The sequence below is a fragment of the Streptomyces beigongshangae genome (assembly GCF_019710745.1).
Classification (GTDB): domain Bacteria; phylum Actinomycetota; class Actinomycetes; order Streptomycetales; family Streptomycetaceae; genus Streptomyces; species Streptomyces beigongshangae.
In genome coordinates this window covers 44,121-65,052 of record NZ_JAHKJW010000047.1, presented here as the reverse complement: position 1 = coordinate 65,052, position 20,932 = coordinate 44,121, and the positions used below count along the sequence as shown (strand labels likewise).

The 20,932-nt window shown below is 65.8% G+C and carries 9 protein-coding genes and 3 pseudogenes; 10 read left to right on the top strand and 2 right to left on the bottom strand.

Going from position 1 to position 20,932, the window contains the following annotated elements; all coding sequences use genetic code 11:
- Positions 1–464: 464 nt before the first annotated feature.
- From KM933_RS39775 to KM933_RS29425, 5 genes are all read left to right on the top strand, one after another.
- The gene (locus KM933_RS39775) at positions 465–593 is read left to right on the top strand and encodes a hypothetical protein (protein WP_260334335.1); all 129 of its coding nucleotides are present in this window, start codon (positions 465–467) and stop codon (positions 591–593) included.
- A 1,216-nt stretch (positions 594–1,809) separates the two neighbouring features.
- Complete coding sequence (locus KM933_RS29440; RefSeq protein WP_221357774.1) at positions 1,810–5,478, top strand: LamG domain-containing protein; 3,669 nt, start codon at positions 1,810–1,812, stop codon at positions 5,476–5,478.
- 232 nt (positions 5,479–5,710) lie between these two features.
- On the top strand, positions 5,711–12,184 hold the full coding sequence (locus tag KM933_RS29435) for an RHS repeat domain-containing protein (RefSeq protein ID WP_221357755.1): 6,474 nt from the start codon (positions 5,711–5,713) through the stop codon (positions 12,182–12,184).
- Positions 12,166–12,552 carry an SCO4402 family protein gene (locus KM933_RS29430; RefSeq protein ID WP_221357754.1) on the top strand — a complete coding sequence of 129 codons (387 nt, stop codon included), beginning with the start codon at positions 12,166–12,168 and terminating at the stop codon, positions 12,550–12,552. Before KM933_RS29435 ends, KM933_RS29430 begins: the two co-directional genes overlap by 19 nt.
- A gap of 112 nt (positions 12,553–12,664) precedes the next feature.
- Positions 12,665–13,030 (top strand): hypothetical protein, encoded by a 366-nt coding sequence (locus KM933_RS29425; protein ID WP_221357753.1) that lies wholly within the window; start codon positions 12,665–12,667, stop codon positions 13,028–13,030.
- Between the two features lie 538 nt (positions 13,031–13,568).
- On the opposite strand, the pseudogene KM933_RS29420 reads toward KM933_RS29425, so the two are convergent.
- Together KM933_RS29420 and KM933_RS39765 are read right to left on the bottom strand one after the other, a co-directional pair.
- Positions 13,569–15,392, bottom strand: a pseudogene (locus KM933_RS29420) (AfsR/SARP family transcriptional regulator); the annotation flags it as partial.
- A 474-nt stretch (positions 15,393–15,866) separates the two neighbouring features.
- Positions 15,867–16,076: pseudogene (locus KM933_RS39765) on the bottom strand (helix-turn-helix domain-containing protein); the annotation flags it as partial.
- A 192-nt stretch (positions 16,077–16,268) separates the two neighbouring features.
- On the opposite strand from KM933_RS39765, the gene KM933_RS39760 reads away from it, so the two are divergent.
- From KM933_RS39760 to KM933_RS29400, 5 genes and pseudogenes are all read left to right on the top strand, one after another.
- The gene (locus KM933_RS39760) at positions 16,269–16,394 is read left to right on the top strand and encodes a hypothetical protein (protein WP_260334334.1); all 126 of its coding nucleotides are present in this window, start codon (positions 16,269–16,271) and stop codon (positions 16,392–16,394) included.
- Between the two features lie 1,477 nt (positions 16,395–17,871).
- A pseudogene (locus tag KM933_RS29415) lies at positions 17,872–18,228 on the top strand (transposase); the annotation flags it as partial.
- Positions 18,229–18,339: 111 nt separating this feature from the next.
- Positions 18,340–19,227 (top strand): GNAT family N-acetyltransferase, encoded by an 888-nt coding sequence (locus tag KM933_RS29410; RefSeq protein ID WP_221357747.1) that lies wholly within the window; start codon positions 18,340–18,342, stop codon positions 19,225–19,227.
- Positions 19,228–19,632: 405 nt separating this feature from the next.
- A complete protein-coding gene (locus KM933_RS29405; RefSeq protein ID WP_221357744.1) occupies positions 19,633–20,481 on the top strand; it encodes an IS5 family transposase in 849 nt (282 codons plus the stop codon).
- Positions 20,478–20,903: a hypothetical protein gene (locus KM933_RS29400; protein ID WP_221357742.1), complete on the top strand. Its 426-nt coding sequence runs from the start codon at positions 20,478–20,480 to the stop codon at positions 20,901–20,903. Before KM933_RS29405 ends, KM933_RS29400 begins: the two co-directional genes overlap by 4 nt.
- The last annotated feature ends 29 nt before the right edge of the window (positions 20,904–20,932 follow it).

Here is a 20,932-nt window from a genome sequence, read left to right as displayed (position 1 = left end):
GATGCCTCGCCGAAACCGGACTCACCTTGACGACACCACGGCGACAACGTCAGTAACCAGCCCGCGTCCATAGCCGTCGGGGCAAGCTGCCACCCGAGAGGTGCGGCTCGTCCGACAACGCCACTGCTGATGGCTGGCCCGCCTGTTCAAGCCGATTCGCGTGCTTGGCCTTGCCCTCCGGCAGAAGGCACTGCTGACGGCCACCCGGACCACATGAGTAAAATTCTTTATCGATAAAGTCGGCCTCGCAGGCCAGCAAGGGGCCATCTCCACGCGCGTGGAGGTCTGTCTCCCGTCGTCGAACAGATTTTCCTGGGCCAACGGTCTCTTCCCCACGTGCGTGGGGGTCTGTCCAGGGTGTTGATACTGCCGAAGGTCCGCTCGGCGTCTTTCCCATGCCCGTGGGGGTTCATCGTTCCGGGCCTGGGCACACCTGGCCGCCCAAGGGAGTCCTCTCCACAGCCGTGGGCAACACCCAGGACATGGAGGTCGTGGCCCGCCTGTGCGGACACTCCTCCCAGCAGATCAAGGAACTGCTCGACCGGCTGGTGTCCGCACACCCTGGCAGCCTGGCAGCACCACCGCGACACTGATGAACTGCACTGGCGGTACCCCCAACAGCCACCAGCGCACCGGACGGGCCCTACTCGACAGTGTCATGCCAGAGTCTTCAAAGGCCCTGCCGAAAATTGTTGATCATGTGATTCGCGGTCCGACTGCTTGTTATGGACGAGTGCGGCCTCAAAGGCCCCGGGCCCGAAGCGAACGGCGCAAACCGGCCATGTGAGCCTTGCCTGACACCGTCCACCTTGCTGTTCACGTCTGCTATCGCAGCATGCAGTTGAGGCCTAGCGCCCAAGCCCCGCCAAGCGTCGCACCTCGCGATCAGCATCCTGGCGAACAGTCGCTGCGCCGAACGCTCGCCTCAGCGCTCGATGCAGCCGAGCATGACCTGGTCATCGCAGCGGCTCGGCTGTTCCAGTCCATCACCTGCTCATGCGACAGCTCTTCGATGACCAGCTTCCAGCCGAAGACCGCACCCCTCGCACCCTAGATCTGGTCCGCGTACGGCAGGCACCAGGCGCGGGACGAGCAGCACGATCGGGATCGTAGGCGCGCTCTGCGCGGCCGTGTTTCCGCGCGGTGCGTTGCGACCGGCGTCTGCCGGTTGCGGACGTGCTGCAGCAGGTTTTCGCGAGTGCGGGCTCAAACGGTCACGCTCTCGTGCAACTACCGCTTCGGCGTCGTACACCACCGTGCCGTGCGGGCGCGAGGCTTGGGCCGACTGCTGCGGACCGGAGTGCAAATCACGCTGTCCCCTTATTCATGCTTGCAACTTACCTTGAGCTCGTTCGGGTGCTGATCTTGAAAGAGTGGTAATCCGATGGTGGTTTTCAGCCACAAGATTGAGGAGTAGTACAGGTGAGGCTTTCGCCTGTCGCCGGTTGGCCTTCCCATCACAAACAGCCCTACCGCCCGGCGGCGTGCAGGGCGGGTTTGGCCGCAACTTGAACTGGGCAGTAACGCAGCGCTCATGGGAGTGGTGCAGCCTTGCCACTCCCTGGAGCTTCACCTCCCCAAGGGGTGAGTCGCCCTCAGGCGGCAAGCCGTAGCGTGGCGTTCGTACAGCTCTTGACCTCACGCTTGACCGATGAACCGGAACTCTATGTACTGTTCCGGCACATCTGAAGATCGCGTGAAGTTAGGGTGGGGGAAGTGCGAATACGCTGGTACGTTGCGTCGGGGGCAACACCACGAAGACGGTCTCGGGGGCTCCTCGGTTTTACAACCGGAATAACCTCTCTGGCGATGCTCGCGTCGCTGCCGACGTTCACGGCCCCGGCTTCGGCGGCCCAGGCGGCGCCTCGGTCCGCAGCGGACGGTGAGACGACTCACCGCAGCGCGACAGCCCGAGCCGTGGCCACTGGCGAGCAGGTGGAGGTCACCGAGGAGCGCACCGAGTACTCGACGACCTTGGCCAATCCGGACGGGACGTTCAGCTTTACGCAGTCCGCGGTGCCACAGCGCGTCAAGGGGAAGGACGGAAGCTGGCAGACGGTCGATCCGACCCTTGAGCAGCGTCCGGACGGGACCGTGGGGCCCAAGTCCGCAGTCGTCGATGTCTCCTTCTCGGGTGGCGGCGACGGCAGCGAGATGATTTATCTGGGCAATGAGCAGGGTTCGCTGCGGCTCGGCTGGCCGGGGTCGTTGCCCGAGCCGCGCCTGGACGGCGCCAAGGCCGTGTACCCGGATGTCCTGGCAGGTGTCGACCTGGAGCTCACCGCTACGGCCGAGGGCTACCGCGAGGTACTCGTCGTCAAGTCCGCCGAGGCGGCCGCGGATCCGGCGCTGGAGCAGGTCAAGCTCTCCGCGTCGGCAAAGGGCCTGCAGGTGGTGCCGGGTGCGGGCGGTGGTCTGCGGGCCGTCGACAAGGACGGCAACACCGTTTTCAAGGGTCCCGCCGGACAGATGTGGGACTCCGCGAGCCAGGTCGATGAACCGGCCGCCAGGACCGGGGCCGCCCGTACGGCCGCCTTCGCGCAAGCTGCTCCGGGCGAGCGGCCGGATCCGGTCGAGGAGGGCACCCAGCCCCGCGCCGGCGATGCCAGCGCGGTGATGCCGGTACGCGTCGATGAGCAGACCATCTCCGTCGAGCCCGACCTTGGGCTGCTGCGCGGCAAGGACACGGTCTATCCCGTACGGATCGACCCGTCCGTGGGGCTGGGGGTGTCCGAGCGGACAGTGCTGTCCTCGGACGGCGACAGGTTCTGGCAGTTCAACGGTGAATACGGGGTAGGCCGGTGCAGTTTCTCCGGCCCTTACTACTGCGGCAGCAACTACACCAACCGCATGTACTTCGAGTTCTCGCCGTCGAAACTGTCCGGTAAGCACATTCTCGATGCGACGTTCCGCGCGTATGAGACCTGGTCGTTCTCCTGCAGTCCGCACTGGGTCGACCTGGAGCGCACGAACAACATCTCCGAGGGCACCCGCTGGCCCGGTCCTACCCAGCTGGACCAGATGGGCGACCGCTACGTGTCCGCCGGGCGCGGTGACAACTGCTCTCCGGAACAGCCTGACCAGTGGGTGGAGTTCAACGACAACCCGGAGGAGACCGACGAGAACCTGGCCTCCACGGTGCGGAAATTCGCCGACGGGAAGATCTCCCGGCTGACCTTCATGCTGCGGGCGAAGGACGAGGGCGACCCCGAGGCCTGGAAGCGGTTCGACGACAACGCCGAACTGGAGGTCAACTACGCCTACAAACCGGGTGTTCCCACCGATGTCGGCATCATCCCCGGCGACGGCACGACCGCGTACTGCAAGACGTCCTCGTCGGACCCGCTCACCGTCACGCGGATCGATCCGATGGTGCAGGCCCGGGTGCAGACCAAGGTCGAGCACAACGCGGGCGACGAGGAGGGATCCCTGCAGGCGGAGTTCATCGTCGAGCGCGGTGACGACGCCGCCTGGCACGAGGTGTGGTCGGGCTACAGTCCGGGCTCCGGCTGGAGCCCGGACGGCACCCTGGAGAAGAGGCGCACTTCCAACCGGGCGGACGGCGGCCTGTACCGGCTCAAGTCGCGTACCCAGTCGCACTGGTCCTACGGGGGCAAGGAGGGCAATCTGTTCTCCTCGTACTCCTCCTGGTGCTATTTCAAGATCGATTCGACGGCGCCCAAGGCTCCGAGGATCACGCCGGGTTCCCCGTACACCGAGTGCGTTGCCGCGTTGTGCGAAGGCAAGGGCGGTCCGGGTGTCCCCGGCGCGTTCACCTTCAAGCCGAACGCGGCCGACACCGACATCACCGGCTACCGGTGGCGGCTGCTCACCTCCTCGGCGAAGGAGACCAGGACAGCCAGCGGGTCGACGGCCTCGGTGAGTGTGACACCTTCCCTGTCCGGCACGCAGGTCCTGTCGGTGGAGGCCAAGGACGTGCGCAACCGGTGGGGCACGCCGACCGAGTTCAGTTTCAAGGTCGCTCCCGCGGCCGGAGCCGCCGGCGTCTGGCGTTTCGATGACGGGGCGTCTGGTTCGGGTGTGACGGTGGCCAAGGACAGCGCGACGGAGGGCACCCGGCACGATGCCACGCTCTACGGCAGTGCGGGCTGGTCGTCGCTGGCCCGTCGCGGGGATGCGGACTCCTCACTGTGGCTGGACAGTACCGACCCGGCCCAGCAGCAGTACGCGGCGACCGCATCGGCCGCGGTGAACACCAAGGACTCGTTTACGGTCTCGGCCTGGGCGTATCTGACCGACGCGTCCGAGACACACGTGGCGATGGCGGCTCCGGGTACGAACGGTTCGGCGTTCACGCTGTATTACTCGGCGTCGTACAAGAAGTGGGTGTTCAACCGGACGGCCACCGATGTCAAGGACGGCGCGGTGTACCTGCGCTCGGTCTCCGACACCGCGGGTCCCCCGCTCAAGGTGTGGACGCATCTGGCCGGTGTGTTCGACACCAAGGGTGACGCCGACAAGACGAACGACACCATTCAGCTATTCGTCAACGGCCGGCCGCAGGGCAGCCCTGCGGTGCTCAGCTCACTGTCGAGTACGTACACCCCATGGGTGTCCTCCGGCGGTCTGCAGTTCGGCCGCTCGCTGGTCGGCGGACTCTACGGTGAGTACTTCCGCGGCCGCCTGGACGAGAGCGCCGTGTGGCAGCGTGCGCTGACCGGCGACGAGATCGCCGAGCAGGCGCAGCTGATGGAGAACGGCGTCGCGGCCAATGAGCTGGTGGCGCACTGGGATGCCGCGGGCTCTGCCGGCACCGAGGTCAAAGAACTCACGCCCTATCCGGCGCCGAATCTGAAGCTGTCGGCGGCGGGGGCCGTCCTGGACGCGGAGAACAACGCGCTCGTCCTGGACGGCCAGGCCGGCTATGTCTCGGCGGCCGGCCCGGTCGTCGATGAGAGCGGTTCGTTCACCGTCTCCGCCCGGGTCCAGCTGGACTCCGTGAAGCTTGAGGCCAAGCCGGTGGGCTACCAGGCGCAGGTGGTCGGGCAGCAGGCGTCGGCCGGTGAGTCCTCGTGGGCGTTGTGGGTAGTCAAGGAGGCCGTCGGCGTGTACCAGTGGAAGTTCACCCGCAGCGCTGTCGGCGCTGACGGCAAGGTGACGCAGAGCGCCGTGGTACCCGGTGGTGATGCCGCCGAGACCGATACCTGGGTGCAGGTCACCGGGGTCTTCGACGCCCAGCAGGCGTGGCAGTGGACCGATCCGGCGGACTCCTCGAAGACCGAGACCCGCTACGGGCAGCTTCACCTGTTCGTCAGCGAGTTCGACCAGCCCTCCGAGGGTGCGTCCGGCTTCTCCACCGCCCAGCAGGGCATCGGTACCGTCACCGCGGGCCGTGGCAGCAAGGGCGGTACCACCGAACACCACCTGCCCGGCGCCCTGGAGGACCTGCGGGTGTGGACCGGCGCGATGAGCGCGGACCAGATCTCCTCACAGGTCATCGGCGGCGGCACCCGCTGATGTTCTCCTGCGGCGGCCGCTGATGTACGGCTGATGCGGTGTCTGGTCCGGCCCCATTTGGGTCCGGACCAGACACCGCCGCATCCCAGTCCACCGCGCGTACGCACCACGCCGCGAAGCGTCCTTTCCCTTCTCCTCCCCCACGTATCTGCTCCCCTACCGCCCCGTCCCCCGACAGAGGGGAACACAGAGCGAGCGGCCTTCTTCGGCCGACCGCAGAAAGAACAGGTCCATGAACCCCTTGGGGAAGTACCGGCTGCCCAGAAGCAGACCGGAAACCGGCAACGGCCGCTGGATGCGGCACGTCGCCCTCGGCGTGGGCATAGCCATGCTGCCGGGCCTGCTGACACCCGTCGCATTCGCCGCGGACACCGATCCGCTGGGCAGACCGGACTTCAAGGCGCCGAAAGCCACCAAGGTCTCACCGTTCACGGCGAAAACAAACAAGAAGGCCGCCGCCGTGATGGCACAGGCGGCGGAGGCCGACCGCACCGCGGCCGCACGCGCACGTAAAGATCAGCAGCAGAAGGTCAGCTGGCCAAAACCGGGGAAGGCTTCGCTGACCATCCCGGGCAAGGGTGCCGCCAAGGCGGCACCCGGCTCGCTGCCGCTCACGGTTGCCGCGCCGCTCAACGGCAAAGCCGCCGAGACCGTCACCGTCCAGGTAATGGACCAGAAGACGGCAGCGAAGCTCGGCGTGAAGGGCGTGGTCCTTAAGGTCACCGGCGCTAAGGGCGGCGGCAGGACTCAGCTGGGCATCGATTATTCGGCCTTCGCCTCTGCGTACGGTGGTGACTGGGCGGGACGGCTTGCACTGAGCCGGCTGCCCCACTGCGCGCCAGCCGATCCGGCCGCGGCGAAGTGCCGTACAGCCGACAGCCTCGACTCCACCAACAACCGGCAGAAAAATCAGCTGTCGGTAGCGCTGGATCTGTCCTCCAGCGGTGCGCCGATGACGCTGGCACTGGCGGCGGCCGCGAAATCAGGCTCCGGCGACTACAAGGCCACGCCGCTGTCCGCCTCCTCGACCTGGGAAGCGGGCGGCTCGTCCGGCTCGTTCACCTGGTCGTACCCGCTGCGAGTGCCACCCGCAGCGGCCGGGTCAAAGCCATCTCTGGAACTTTCCTACGACTCGGGTGCCGTGGACGGGCGCACAGCGAACTCGAACAACCAGGGCAGCCAGGTCGGCGAGGGCTTCGACCTGACCTCGTCGTTCATCGAGCGCAAGTACGGTTCCTGCGACGACGACGGCCAGGACGAGAAGTACGACCTGTGCTGGAAGTACGACAACGCCTCACTCGTACTCAACGGCAAGGCGAGCGAGCTGGTCAAGGACGACACCAGCGGCACATGGCGGCTGAAGAACGACGACGCCTCCACCGTCACCCGCTCCACGGGCGCGGAAAACGGCGACGACGACGGAGAGCACTGGACCGTCGTCACCGGTGACGGCACCAAGTATGTCTTCGGGCTGAACAAGCTCGACGGCGCGGGTACGGACGACCGCACCCAGTCGGTATGGACCGTGCCGGTCTTCGGCGACGACGAGGACGAGCCCGGCTACTCCGACGGCACCTCCTTCTCCGGCCGCGCCAAGAAGCAGGCCTGGCGCTGGAACCTCGACTACGTCGAGGACACCCACGGCAACGCCACGTCGTACTGGTACACCGCGGAGCACAACAACTACGACAAGCTCGGCGACGACAACACGGGCACCGACTACGTGCGCGGCGGCTACCTGGAAGAGATCCGCTACGGGCAGCGGGCCGGTGAACTGTTCTCCGGCTCGCCGGTGGTCTCTAACAAGGTGGTCTTCAACTATTCCGAGCGCTGCCTGGCCTCCGGCACCGGTTGTGACTCGCTGACTAAGGACACTCGGGACAACTGGCCGGACGTGCCGTTCGACGCGCTCTGCAAGGACGGCGACAAGTGCACCGGCAACGTCGGGCCGACGTTCTTCACACGCAAGCGGCTGACCACCGTCACTACCTACGCGTGGAACGCGAAGGCCACGACGCCCGACTACGACAGTGTGGATGCCTGGGCGCTCAAGCACCTCTACCTGGATCCGGGCGACACGGGTGATTCAACCGACCAGTCGCTGTGGCTGGACGAGATCAAGCACACGGGTAAGCGCGGCACCGATCTGGCGCTGGACCCGGTCAAGTTCGACCATGTGATGATGTCCAACCGGGTGGACGGCACCGCCGATGACATCCTGCCGCTCGACAAACCCCGCATCAAGACGGTCGTCTCCGAGACGGGCGCGCAGACGATCGTCAATTACGCGCCCTCCGAGTGCACGGCCGGCGGCACGAAGCCCAAGCTCGATCAGAACACCAAGCGCTGTTATCCCGTGTACTGGTCGCCCAACGGTCAAAAGACCCCGATCCTTGACTGGTTCCAGAAGTACCCGGTCACGTCGGTGTCGACGACGGACCCCTTCGGCGGTTCGGAGGCGGTGCAGCACACCTACCAGTACTCCTCGGACGGCGGTGCCTGGCGCTACAACGAGGACCCGATGACGCCCGCCAAGGAGCGCACCTGGTCCATCTGGCGCGGTTACGGCAAGGTCACCCATCTCACCGGTGTCTCCGGCCGCACCCAGAGCAAGACCGTCACCGTCTATCTGCGCGGTATGAACGGTGACCGTGTCCTTGGTTCCGACGGCAAGACCCCGGACCCGGACGCGCGCAAGAGCGTGAAGGTCTCCGGGATCAAGGCCAATGAGGTCACCGACTTTGACCAGTACACGGGCTTCACCCGCGAGACGGCCAGCTACAACGGGGACACCGAGGTCACCGGCACCGTCAACGACCCCTGGTCGAAGCGGACGGCGACCCAGCACAAGTCGTACGCGGACACCGAGGCGTACTTCGTGCGCACCGACGCCACGCACACCCGTACCAACATCACCAGCAAGGCGACGCCGTACGACCGGGTGCGCACGGTGAAGACCACCTACGACGACTACGGCATGGCCGAAAAGGTCGAAGACCAGGGCGATGACGCCGTCTCAGGCGACGAGAAGTGCACCCGCACCTGGTACGCCCGCAATGCCGAAAGCGGCATCAACTCCCTGGTGTCCCGCACGCGCACCGTGGCCAAGACCTGCGCGACGGCGGACTCCGCGCTGGACCTTCCTGCGGACTCCAAGCGGTCCGGTGACGTCGTCTCCGACACCGCCACCGTCTACGACGACACCACGGCCACCACGTGGTCGGCCTCGCAGAAGCCGACCAAGGGTGACGTGACGTGGACCGGTCGGGCCAAATCCTACGGCAGCGATGACGCAGCCCTCTGGCAGAAGACCGCCACGACGACCTACGACACGCTCGGACGCGTCCTCGTCGTCAAGGACGCCAACGGCGCGGTGGTGGCCAACACCGTCTACGATCCGGTGGCCACCGGTCCGCTGACCTCGACGACGATCACCAACATCAAGACGCACAAGACGGTTACGGCATCGGACTTCGCCACCGGCGCGGTCCTGAAGACCACCGACGCCAACAACAACGTCACCGAGTCCGAGTACGACAGCCTCGGCAGGGTGATCAAGGTCTGGCTGCCCAACCGCTCCAAGGCCCTGAGCAAGACGCCGAACTACGTCTACGACTACAAGGTCACCAACACGGCCATGTCCTGGGTCTCCACCGGGACGCTCAAGGGTGACGGCTCCGGCTACAACACCGGCTACGAGTTCTACGACTCCCTGCTGCGCTCACGCCAGACGCAGACGCCCAGTCCGGCCGGTGGCCGGCTCGTGTCGCTGACGCTGTACGACGACCGAGGCCTGGCGGTAAGTCAGCAGTCGGACATCTGGGACAACACGTCAACTCCCTCCGGCACCCCGGTGCAGACGGACGGCGGTCAGGCCCCACTCCAGACGGACACGACGTACGACGGTGCCGACCGCGCGTCCAAGACGGTGACGAAGGTTCACGGCGTCACCCGCTGGACGATCAACACCGCCTACACGGGTGACTCGGTCTCCACCACAGCACCGGCCGGCGGCCAGGCCACCACGACGGTCACCAACGCCCTGGGACAGACAACAGAGCGCCGCGAGTACGCCGGCCCGACCCCGACCGGCACCGACTACACGACGACCGGCTACACCTACACCCCTGCCGGACAGCAGGAGACGATCACCGGTCCCGACAAGACCAAGTGGTCCTACTCGTACGATTTGTTCGGCCGTCAGGTCACCGTGACGGACCCGGACAAGGGCGGGAGCGTCACGGAGTACAACGACCTGGACCAGGTCGTCAGCACCACCCCGAACGACGACGCGGCCAAGAAGCTGCTCTACGAGTACGACGACCTGGGCCGCAGGACAGGCATGTGGCAGGCGTCGAAGACGGACGCCAACAAGCTCGCGGCCTGGACGTTCGACACCCTCAGGAAGGGACAGCAGGACACCGCGGTCCGTTACGACGGCGGCATGGCCGGAAAGGCGTATACCCAGAAGGTTACGGCGTACGACCCGCTGTACCGGGTGAGCGCCAGCCAGCTGCTCCTGCCTGAGACCGAACCGCTGGTCGCCGGCGGCTCCGTGCCGAAGACCTTGTCCTTTAGCACCGGGTACAACCTGGACGGCACGGTCAGCCAGGCCAGCGCACCCGCGGTGGGCGGCCTGGCCGCTGAAACGGTCTCCTACACCTACAACGCGACGGGCGGCCAGCTCACCTCCAAGGGCACGAGCGGCTACCTGCAGGGCGCGGCGTTCTCCCCGCAGGGCGACCTGCGCCAGCTCACCCTCGCAACGGACGGCACCAGCTCGGCGAAGAAGGCCTACCTCAACTGGGACTACGAGACCGGTACACGCCGCCTGACCCGCTCCTACGTCACCGACGACGTGCACGGCTACATGCCGCAGGAACTGAAGTTCGCCCAGGACGACGCGGGCAACGTCACGTCGATCTTCGACGCCACCACCCAAGGCGGCACCGCGAAGACGGACAACCAGTGCTTCGCCTACGACGGCTACCGCCGCATGACCGAGGCATGGACCCCGAAGACGGCGGACTGCGCGACGTCAGGTCGCAGCACCTCCAACATCGATGGAGCGGCCCCGTACTGGACGTCGTACACATACACCGCCGGCGGTCAGCGCAAGACGGAGACGCAGCACGCGTCCTCGGGCGACAAGACCACCAGCTACACCTACGACGGCACCACCGACACCAAGCCCCACACCCTGGACAAAACGACGGGCGCCCAGGCCGCCACGTACGCCTACGACAGCACCGGCAACACGACCTCCCGCCCCGGCGCAGCGAGCCAGCAGACACTGGCCTGGAACCCTGAGGGAGACCTGAGCAAGCTCACCGAGAGCGCGAAGGAGACAAACTACCTCTACGACGCGAGCGGCGAACTCCTGATCCGCAGGGCCAAGGGGGACGGCGACACGGTCCTCTACCTGGGCGGCACAGAGGTCCGGCTCACCACCAAGGGGACCACGAAGACCCTGTCGGGCACGAGGTACTACAGCGCCAACGGCCAGACCATCGCAGTCCGAACAGCGACCTCCGGAGTCTCGGGCACGAAGCTCAGCTTCCTGGCCGCCGACCACCACGGCACATCGAGCATCGCCCTGGACGCGGCCACGTACGCCATCACCAAGCGCTACAGCACGCCCTTCGGCGGCACGCGCGGCACGAAGGCGACCACCTGGCCGGACGACAAGGCGTTCCTAGGCAAGCCCGCGGACGAATCGACAGGACTGACCCATATCGGGGCCCGTGAATACGACCCCGCCGTGGGACAGTTCATCAGCGTCGACCCGCTCCTGGAACTCGACAGGCACCAGACCCTGAACGGCTACAGTTACGGCGCTCAAAGCCCCGTGACCGAGTCCGACCCAAGCGGCATGGGTCTCGCGTGCGGCGGAGCGGGCGGATCAGGAGAAGCCTGCCCGGACCGCCCCGACGGAACACCCGGAAACGGACGCCCCAACGAGGCCGTCGACCACTCCAAGCCCCTTCCGTACCATCCCTGCAACAGCAACTGCGGTACCTCCCACACAGACAGCACCGGTACCACCAAGAAGGACAGCGGCGGCTTCGGATGGGACTGGATCCCGAACGCCGTGGACACAGTCGTCAACTACGGTTCCGCGATCTTCTCGCAACCAGAGACCTGGTGGGGCGCCGCCGAAACGGCCGGCAGCATCGCCCTGATGAACCTCGGCGGCGAAATTGCCATCGGCGGATCACTGGTATGTCTCACGGGCGTCGGCTGTGTCCTTGGCGCGCCGGCCGCAGCAGGCGGCGTAGCACTGGCGGGCATGGGCGCCTACGGCGCCGCAGACGGCATCGGACGGATCAATAAAGGGCTGAGCAAGGCTCTGCGGGAAGTTGAGGGACAAGCTAGTGGTAGTTCCGCTGGCAGCGGGGCACCATCTTGGATACCAAAGTCGGCCAGCGAAAAGTTTCCTGGATCCTTCGGGGACGGGAAGGCCACGAAGAAAGGAATAGGATGGCGCTGGAACGACGGAAAGGGAAATGGAGTTCGAATCGACAAGGGAAATCTGAACAACTCTCAGGAGTATCAGCAGGTTGATCACGTCGTCATCAACTCCGGCGGAAAAATAATCGGACGGGACGGAAATCCTTTGGCGGGGGATATTAAATCGAACGCCTACGACGCCCACATCCCGCTCCGCGATTGGATGAAATGGAAGTCATGGAACTCCCCAAATTGAGCGACGTGACGCTTCCCGAAATGCGTAGAAGTGTCATTTCTGCGATTGGCGCCCTCGCGGACAGAGATTATCAGAAACGAGTCTGGGTTGATCGAATTTTCCCGAAAGAGGGTTATTACGACGACTTCGCAATGAATCTACACATCCTCTTCGATGACACCCTGGTGCTGGAAGACCCAGCCTCTCAGGTTGGCACGATACTAAAATGCCATGATGAGGTGACGGTGATGGAGGCATTGGCTACCTCCATTAACACTCTCCTGGCACACGAGGGCGAAGAAAAAGAAGACGCAGAATACATGAGTTCACCTTTGTGGGAATCCGTGGTAAATTCGGCGATCTTCGCGCACCGACTCATGACTCGGTAACGAAAAACTTTTAGCCTCGAACTTTCTTGATGGCCCACCGAATACATCGGTGGGCCATCAAGTGTTCTGCATCTGGGTGCGGGCAGGCTAGCAGCAGAAAGGATAAGAAATCATGGCTGTGTACGTGTCAATTCGAGGGTGGCTCGAATGCGACTCGGGGCAGTTGGAGCTCCTGAAGAGCATCATTGCCAAGCACTCTGGCAACGCATATTCCGGCGGATGGGGTTTTCCATCTCAACCGTTCAACTGGACGTCATACGCTTTCTACGGTGGTGATCTACAAGTGACGAACGTGCCTTGGTTGCGTGACCAGCTCACCGAGATGGCCGCGTTGCCGACAGGAGATGAGGAGGAATCTCGAGTGGAGGGCCTGTTTCTGGTGACACACGAAGTCGACGGATTGACTGAGTGGCAGATCCGCGACGGGAAACTGCATGAGATTCCAGGAAGTGAACGACACGCTTATCTTGGAGCGTGAGCAACAAGCACTGAAAAGCGAGATCCGCGCCGTGACGCATCTCCCATAGTTCGCGCGTTCCGATATGTCAGCGGATCCGATACCAAGACGGGGCCCGAGCAAACCATGCTCGGGCCCTGCTGCGGTCGACAGGAATATCGCCGAGCGGCGCGATGGGTAGGCTTTGGCGGGGCGGGGTGTTGTGTTGATGTAACGAACCTTGCTGAGCATCTGGTCTCGGATCACTTGCAGGATTTGTTTCGGCGGGTGGTGCGGGAGACGGTGGTGCGCCCGCAGGGGCGGGGCGTCGGCGGGCTGGGATCCTGAACATCTGACGGCCATCATGTTCGTGGCCACCATCGATTCCACCGACGCTACAAACGCAAACCCAAGTACTTCCCGGTCTCCACTGCCATCGCCACCAGCCTCATCAACCACCGCCGCCTCACCAAGTGAAACAACGCCTCAGTAACACCGCCATGCCGCTCCACGATTGGCGCACCTATACATCATTTCTCTCATCCATGGCATGGTCGCCAGGTCTGCTCGAGACCGCCGTTCTGGCATAGAGCCAAGCAAAGTCGTGCAGTCGGTAACGTCCGGGGTCCAGCGGAGTGAGCAGTCCAGTGTCCACTAGATCTTCAAGAAGGTTTTCCGCTTTATCAGTACTGCAATCGAGCATACTGCGTGCCAAATGCAGCGAGATAAATGGGCTGGCGTGGGCACCAAGTATGCGGAAGGTGCGGGCTTGTTCTGCCTTGAGTTGGCGATAGCTCAAGTCGAGCGTCGCCCGCACGGCCAGGTCTCCAGCCCGGAGCTCATCCAGCCGATTTCGTTCATCAGCGAGCTTGGCGGCCAAGACCGCCACGGTCCAGGTACGCCGGACGGCAAGGCGGGAGGCTGCAATGCGAATCGCCAGGGGCAGGAAGCCGCATGCTTCGACGACATTAAGGGCAGCCTCTCGCTCCGGCTCCACCCGCTCCTCGCCGACGATCTTCGCGAAGAGCTGGAGGGCCTCCTCCGGCGACATCACGTCCAGGTCGACCAGATGGGCGCCGGCCAGGTCGACCATCCGCACCCGCGAGGTCACCAGCGCGGCGCACCCCTCGGTGCCGGGCAGCAGCGGCCGCACCTGGGCCGCGTCCCGCGCGTTGTCGAGGAGCACCAGCACCCGGCGGCCGTCCAGCACCGAGCGGTACAGCGCCGCCCGCTCCTCCAGGGTGTCCGGGATGGCCGAGTCCGCGGTGCCCAAGGCGCGCAGGAAGGCGCCCAGGACCGCTTCCGGCTTCGCCGCTTGGTCGTCTGCTCCCTGAAGGTCGACGTAGAGCTGGCCATCGGGAAAGTGGGCGCGGGCCGCGTGTGCCATATGCACCGCGAGCGTGGTCTTGCCCACGCCGCCGATGCCGGTGAGCAGGGAGACCGCCATCACCCGGCAATCAGCCGTAGCCAGGACGTCACCGAGCTTCGCTACGAAAGGCTCGCGTCCAGTGAAATCAGGGATTGTTGCTGGGAGTTGGGCTGGTCGCATAGGTAGCGTCTGGGGTTTGGGGGCCAGCGGGGCCGAGGGTTCCGCGAGACCGGGGTCGACCTGGAGGATGCGCTGCTGGAGTTCCTGGAGGCCGGGGCGCGGGTCCACGCCCAGCTCGTCGGCCAGCAGCCGCCGGGTGTCCGCGTACACGGCCAGGGCCTCGGCCTGGCGGCCCGAGCGGTACAGCGCCAGCATCAGCAGCTCGCGCAGCCGCTCCCGCAGGGGGTGGGCCGCGGTGAGCGCGGTGAGCTCGGAGACCGCCTCCGCGTGGCAGCCCTGTTCGAGGTCCATGTCCAGACGGGTCTCGGTGAGCTGGAGCCGCCATTCGTCCAGCCGGGCGCGCTGGGTCTCCGCGTACGGGCCCGGGACGCTCGCCAGCACCTCCCCGTCCCACAGGTTCAGCGCCTTGTTCAGCAGGGCGCGCGCATGGCACAGGTCGCCCGCCGCCTTCGCCTTCTCCGCGTCGGCCGCCAGCTCCTGGGCCACCGCCAGGTCCAGGGTGCCGCCCGCGCCGCCCGGACCGGAGGCGTCGGAGAGCCGGATCGCGTACCCGCCCGACTCGCTGACCAGGACGCCGGGGGAGAGGACCTTGCGCAGCCGCGAGGCGTACGTACGCACCGCCGCCAGGGCCTGCGAGGGCGGCTCGTCGCCCCACAGGGCGTCGATCAGCTCGCCCGCCGTGGCCGTGCGCCCCTCGCGCAGCAGGAGGACGGCCAGCAGGGCGCGCTGCTGCGGGGATCCCATGAGCAGCGCCTCCGCTCCGCGCCAGGCGCGCACCGGGCCGAGCACGCTGAAGCGCAGGGCCGCCGATCCCTCGGGACTCCGCTGCTCCGGCACTCCCGGTACACCGTCCATCGCTGCCCGTCGGATTGGCAGGATCGCGCGGTGGGCCACCGACTCCTCGGGACGCCGCCACTCCGGCACCCGCAGTACACCGTCCGTTGCTGTCCGCCGGATTGGCGGGATCGCCTTGCGTGGAGCACGCCTAAGAATGCGTCTCCACGTATCAATCCATAGGCGATGCTCGGGTTCGGTGACCCCGCAGGCGACCAGGAACCCGATCAGTTGCTGCTCGTCGCGTGGCACCGTCTGACCCTGCACGATGCGGTGAGCGGTGCTGTGCGGCAGTCTCCCCCACTCCCCCGCACGTTGCTCCATGTCGCGCACTGTCGGACGACCAGCTCGCGCGTAGAGCTCTTGCAAGCCGGCCTTGAACTTGTCGATTCCGTCGATGTACATCGGACTCGGCGCCGAACGAGCGGAGCCGCCCCCGTAATGCTCGCCTCTGCGAGCCTGCCTCCATAGATCCATCGCTGTTTCGACTGAAGTACCACAGGCGCGTGCATATGCCTGGACGGCACGGGCGCTGGGCACATCGTGTCCTGAGGCTGCACGCTGGAGTGTCGTGGCGTGGCATCCGGCCCGGTCCGCCAGTTGGGCATATGACCAGCCTGTGCTCGCGCGCTGAGCGCGCAGCCAGCGGGCCAACTTCTCCAGCGCCCTATTGGGCGTGGTTATCGGCTTTTCCCTGCGCCCCACGGCCAGTGCGCCTACGGCGCCGGGATTGCGTGTGCTACACGCACGAGCAGGCTCCCCAGCCGCTGTCCTGCACCTCGCAAGGCCAGCAGTGTGGTCGCCGAGACCAGGCCGGCACCGCCCAGTACCGCCAGGGTCGGCAACAGGTCCAGGCCGCTGTCTGTCATTACGCAGGCGAGTACCGTGATGACGACGATGACCACAGCATCGGGTGTCGCGAGCCTGGCATGGGGTGCGTCGTGGATGACGCACCCCACCGCGGGAGACGTACGGGGCATGTTCTACCTCCTGAGTTCAACGTCCGCGCTCAGGGCGCGCTGACGTGTTGCGGGCTCCAGGTCTGCCGCCCAACTGGTGTTTGCCGACACCGAGATGGGGATCTGCATCGTGGCACCGTTCCCTCGTACCAGGCGAGCCCTTCGCAACTGTTGATGCGCTGATGTCCACAGCTCGGAGCTTCAGCATCAATCGCCTTGGAGAGCAATCGTGACCGTGATCTGGTGATAGGCGTTGCGGGGTTCTCGTAGGGTCAGACCTGTCAGGAGATAGATGCGGTGTTATCCCAGTCAGACTGTGGTGACGCTGGTCGTCGCTGCGCTGGCGCCAGACCGCTGCAGAGCTATTTGCGGCTCTGGCCTGTCGTTACGCGCTCTGCAAAGGCGCCTGTCAGTAGTGAGACGGCGTCAGGAACAAGGGTTCAGCGGACGTTTGCGGCTTCGCGAGAAGCTCTCTGCATCGGATTCGTCCGACTGCTCCTGAGAGTTGCGGGCTCCACCCATGCGATCAGGAACCAAGCGGGTATACGTTGCCGCGTAAACCGCACAAGATCGACGCTCTGGGAACAGGGCGTCGATCTTGCGTGTTTCCGCAGCTGTACGCGCCCCGTGGACCAGGCCGGCGAGCTGCGCTCGCCTGCGCATCGGGAAAGACATCGGACCCCCATTCCTCTGACGCCCGTTATACGAGCGCCGAATCGGCCCGCGAGGGCAAGACCGACCGAGATGAGCATCGATCGAAGCCGGGGGGTGTTCCGGAGACCGTCACCCACACCGTGAAGGAAGGCGCGTCCTCCCCGCCGACGCGGGGGTGTTCCGCTGTAGAGCCGTCCGGTTCCGCCGGGTTGGTGATCCGCTTCCCCGCCATCAGCTCTGCTCCCTCATCGCTCGCGGCTGGCCGCCGGCCAACTGACGCGGCTGCTGCCGCTGGCCGCGCCCGGCCCGGGAGGGCGTCCGGCCGCCCCTCCCGGAACCCGATGATCTCCTCCACTACGGACATCAGGAGTAGGTAAGAGGGTTGTGACGGCGCGGTTTTCGCGCCGATTGCAGCCCTGACAAGGGGTTTTCCCCCGGCCCAGGGTGCCGGGCGCCAAAGGGGGTTCTCCAGGGCCTTTCGAAGGGGGCACCCGGGGAGGTCCCTTCGGCTTGTCCGCCGCGGGCCGGCCTTCCGGTGTGGCCGGCCCGAGCAGTGCCGCGGCCCCGCCCCCGGACCGGTGCTCGCCCTGGTGGTCGTCTCGGTGGTCGTCATCGTCTCGCCTCCTTCGCCGCCCCGGCCGGGGCGGTCGTTTCGAAAAAGCAGCGTGCAGACGACCCCCTTGGCCGCAGTCTGACCGCGGTCGGTAGCGGGCGTGGACAAGGGGAAATGCAGCGGTGGGCCGGGCGGTAGCAGAGGTGGACAAGGGGCCATGGCCGGGCCCGTGGCCGGACCGACCGTGCTGGACAAGGGGGCTGGGTTTGGCCCTTGCAGCCCGATACGCCCTGGTCCGTGGAGCAGGGCGAAATCTCTGGCCGCTGTCCACAGGGCGACCGCCCGCGACGTCTTCTGGCGCCTGCGTCTCACCCAGCCGCAGATCACCCAGGTCTGGGCCGACCGCGGCTACGCCGGCGAACTCGTGGACTGGGCCCGCGAACGCCTCTGGCTCACCCTGCGCATCGTTTCCAGGCCCGAGGGCGCCAAGGGCTTCGTCGTCCTGCCCCGCCGTTGGAAGGTCGAGCGGACGATCGGCTGGTGCATGAACGCCCGCCGCAACGCACGCGACTACGAACGGCTGCCCCAGCACTCCGAAGCACACCTGAACTGGGCACTCATCACCGTGATGACCCGACGTCTGACCCGAAAAAGCCCGCGGACCAGCCAGTGGACGAGGAAAACTCGTGCCTGATCAGGAGCAGCTACGTCACGTGGCTGATAGGCGTTGCATCAGTCGTGGCGACGATGCACCTCTGAGCAAAGTGCTCCCCTGAGTCGAGTACATCCGGGATCATGAACCATGCTCCCGGATGACTGGCAACTCACCGAAGACGTCGACGACTTCCTCGCCCGAGCCGGAGACTTCCTGCGCTCGCGGCCCGCCCTGCACAACACGCCGTTGATGGACATCGAGAAACTGCGAACACGCGGGGCTGGCGCGCATGGTGTCGAAGCCACCGTCTTCGGGCGACTGGAGGCGGGAGGCGAAGTCTGCGCCATCTTCTATCGCACGCCGCGCGGATACCTGTGGGTTACTCCCCTCTCTGCCGAGCAGGCTGGCACCCTCGCGGCTCACCTGGCCGGCCTCGGCCACTCCCCCTCCGGTGTCCTCGCGGACCACGACACCGCCACCGCCTTCGCGGATGCATGGCAACGGCATACGGGCGCAGCGCCAGCCCCTTTCTGGCGGACGCATCTTTACCGTCTCGGCCCGCTCACCCCACCGCAGCCATGCCCAGAGGGCCGGGGTCGCGTCACGGGTGAAAAGGACCACGAACAAGTCGTCCGCTGGTGTCGTGAGTTCTGCGTCGTTGTTGGGGAGCAGCCTTCCATCGACTTGATCGACGCCGGTTCCTGGGCCGATTCGCGCTTCGGCGACAGACACTTCACATTCTGGGAGAGCCCGGACGGCACTCCCGTCTCCATGGCGGCCGCGACCTCGATCGTCGGCGGCATGGTCCGGGTGGACCCCGTCTACACCCCAGCTCACCTCCGGGGCCACGGCTACGCGGGCGCCGTGACGGTCGAGGTGAGCAGGGCCGCACTGGCCGCAGGCGCGGCGGACGTCGTCCTGTTCACGGACCCGGACAACCCCACCAGCAACGCCCTCTACCAGCGCATCGGATACGTCCACCTCGCCGACTTCACCGGATACAAGTTCTCCTTCGGCACGCCAGAAGCCGGTTAGGAACACGACCGACGCGAGACGCACCTGTCCTCAGAGGTCGTTTTCATCTATTTTGCACCGCCACAACTGCCTCATTGGAATACTTGCGCTTCCTGAGTGCCGGACCGGCGGGGGCAACTACGGGGCGGATCGCCCATGCAGGCAATATTTGGGATGAGACGGAACTTGCTCAGATGAAACGGAAATTTGAAGCACCGCCTCAGTCACTCTGAGTTCTAGAGAAGCCATCGCCCCAATAGTCACGTCTCGACACTGCGACCTGTTGGGATGAAACGGGCTTCGTAGATGAAAACGACCTCTCAGAGGGCGTTTCGTGAGGTTTCGGGCGGCTTTGCCGTCGCCTGATGGTGTGGGTGCGGGGCGGAATTCGCCGGTCCTCAGCCGCTCGTCTGCTGGTGTGGTGATGTGAGTGAACGCAAGCCGTACCCGAGCGACGTATCGGACGAGCAGTGGTCGTTGATCGAGCCAGCGATCGCCGCGTGGAAGGACCGGCACCGCTCGGTCAGCGGCCACCAGGGCGCCTACGAGATGCGGGAGATCATCAACGCGATCCTCTACCAGGGCCGGACGGGCTGCCAGTGGGCCTACCTCCCGCACGATCTTCCGCCCAAGAGCGCGACGTACTATTACTTCGCCGTCTGGAGGGACGACGGCACCGACCAGGTCATTCACGAGCTCCTGCGCTGCCAGGTCCGTGAACGAGCCCGCCGATTAGAGGACCCGACCTTGGTGGTACTGGACACCCAGAGTGTCCGCGCGGCCGCCGGGGTCCCCGCCTCCACGACCGGCCGGGACCCGGCGAAGAAGGTGCCGGGCCGCAAACGGGGACTGGCCGTGGACGTACTGGGCCTGGTCATCGCCGTCATCGTCCTGGCCGCGAACACCCACGACAACGCAGCCGGCATCGCCCTGCTGGACCAGGTCGCCGAGCACACCGGCGGCACCGTCCGCAAAGCCCTCGTTGACCAGGGCTTCAAGACAGCCGTGGTCGCCCACGGCACCGCGCTCGGCATCGACGTGGAGATCGTCGAACGCAACCCGCAGGAGACGGGGTTCATTCCACAGCCGAAGCGGTGGAGGGTTGAGCAGACCTACGGAATCCTCATACTGCACCGACGCCTGGTCCGCGACTACGAGCACCGCCCGGCCTCGTCCGCTTCCCGCGTCTACTGGGCGATGACCCAGGTCATGGCCCGACGGCTCACCGGCGCGAACACCCCCACCTGGCGCGGACCGCTGGCGGTGGCAGCGTGAACATCGAGCCCCTCCTTGACGCGCTCGGCCTCCAAGAGGACGCCACCCGGGCCCTGGCCGAGGACCTCCGCACCCAGATCGGAGAGCTGAACGGCCGGCTTCGGGAGGCGGAGACCCACCTCGAACACCTCGCGATCACGCGGAAGACCGTCACCGCCCTCGCCGACCGGCTCCCGGCCGCCCCGCCGGACCTGCCCGAGCACCCGGACTACCCCCGCATCCTCGGTGTCTTCAACGAGACCACCGGCCCGCTGCGGGCCCGAGACGTCTGTGAAGTCCTCGATCACGAACTGCTGCCGAAGAACATCGAGGGCACCCGTGCCAAGCTGAAACGCCTGGTCAAGCTTGGTGTCCTCACCGAAGTCGTCGTCGGCAGCTTCACCAGGAAGCAGCAGCCCACCGCGACCAGCAGTTGTGACTGAGCGCTTCAGCTGACGAGTGACACATGGGT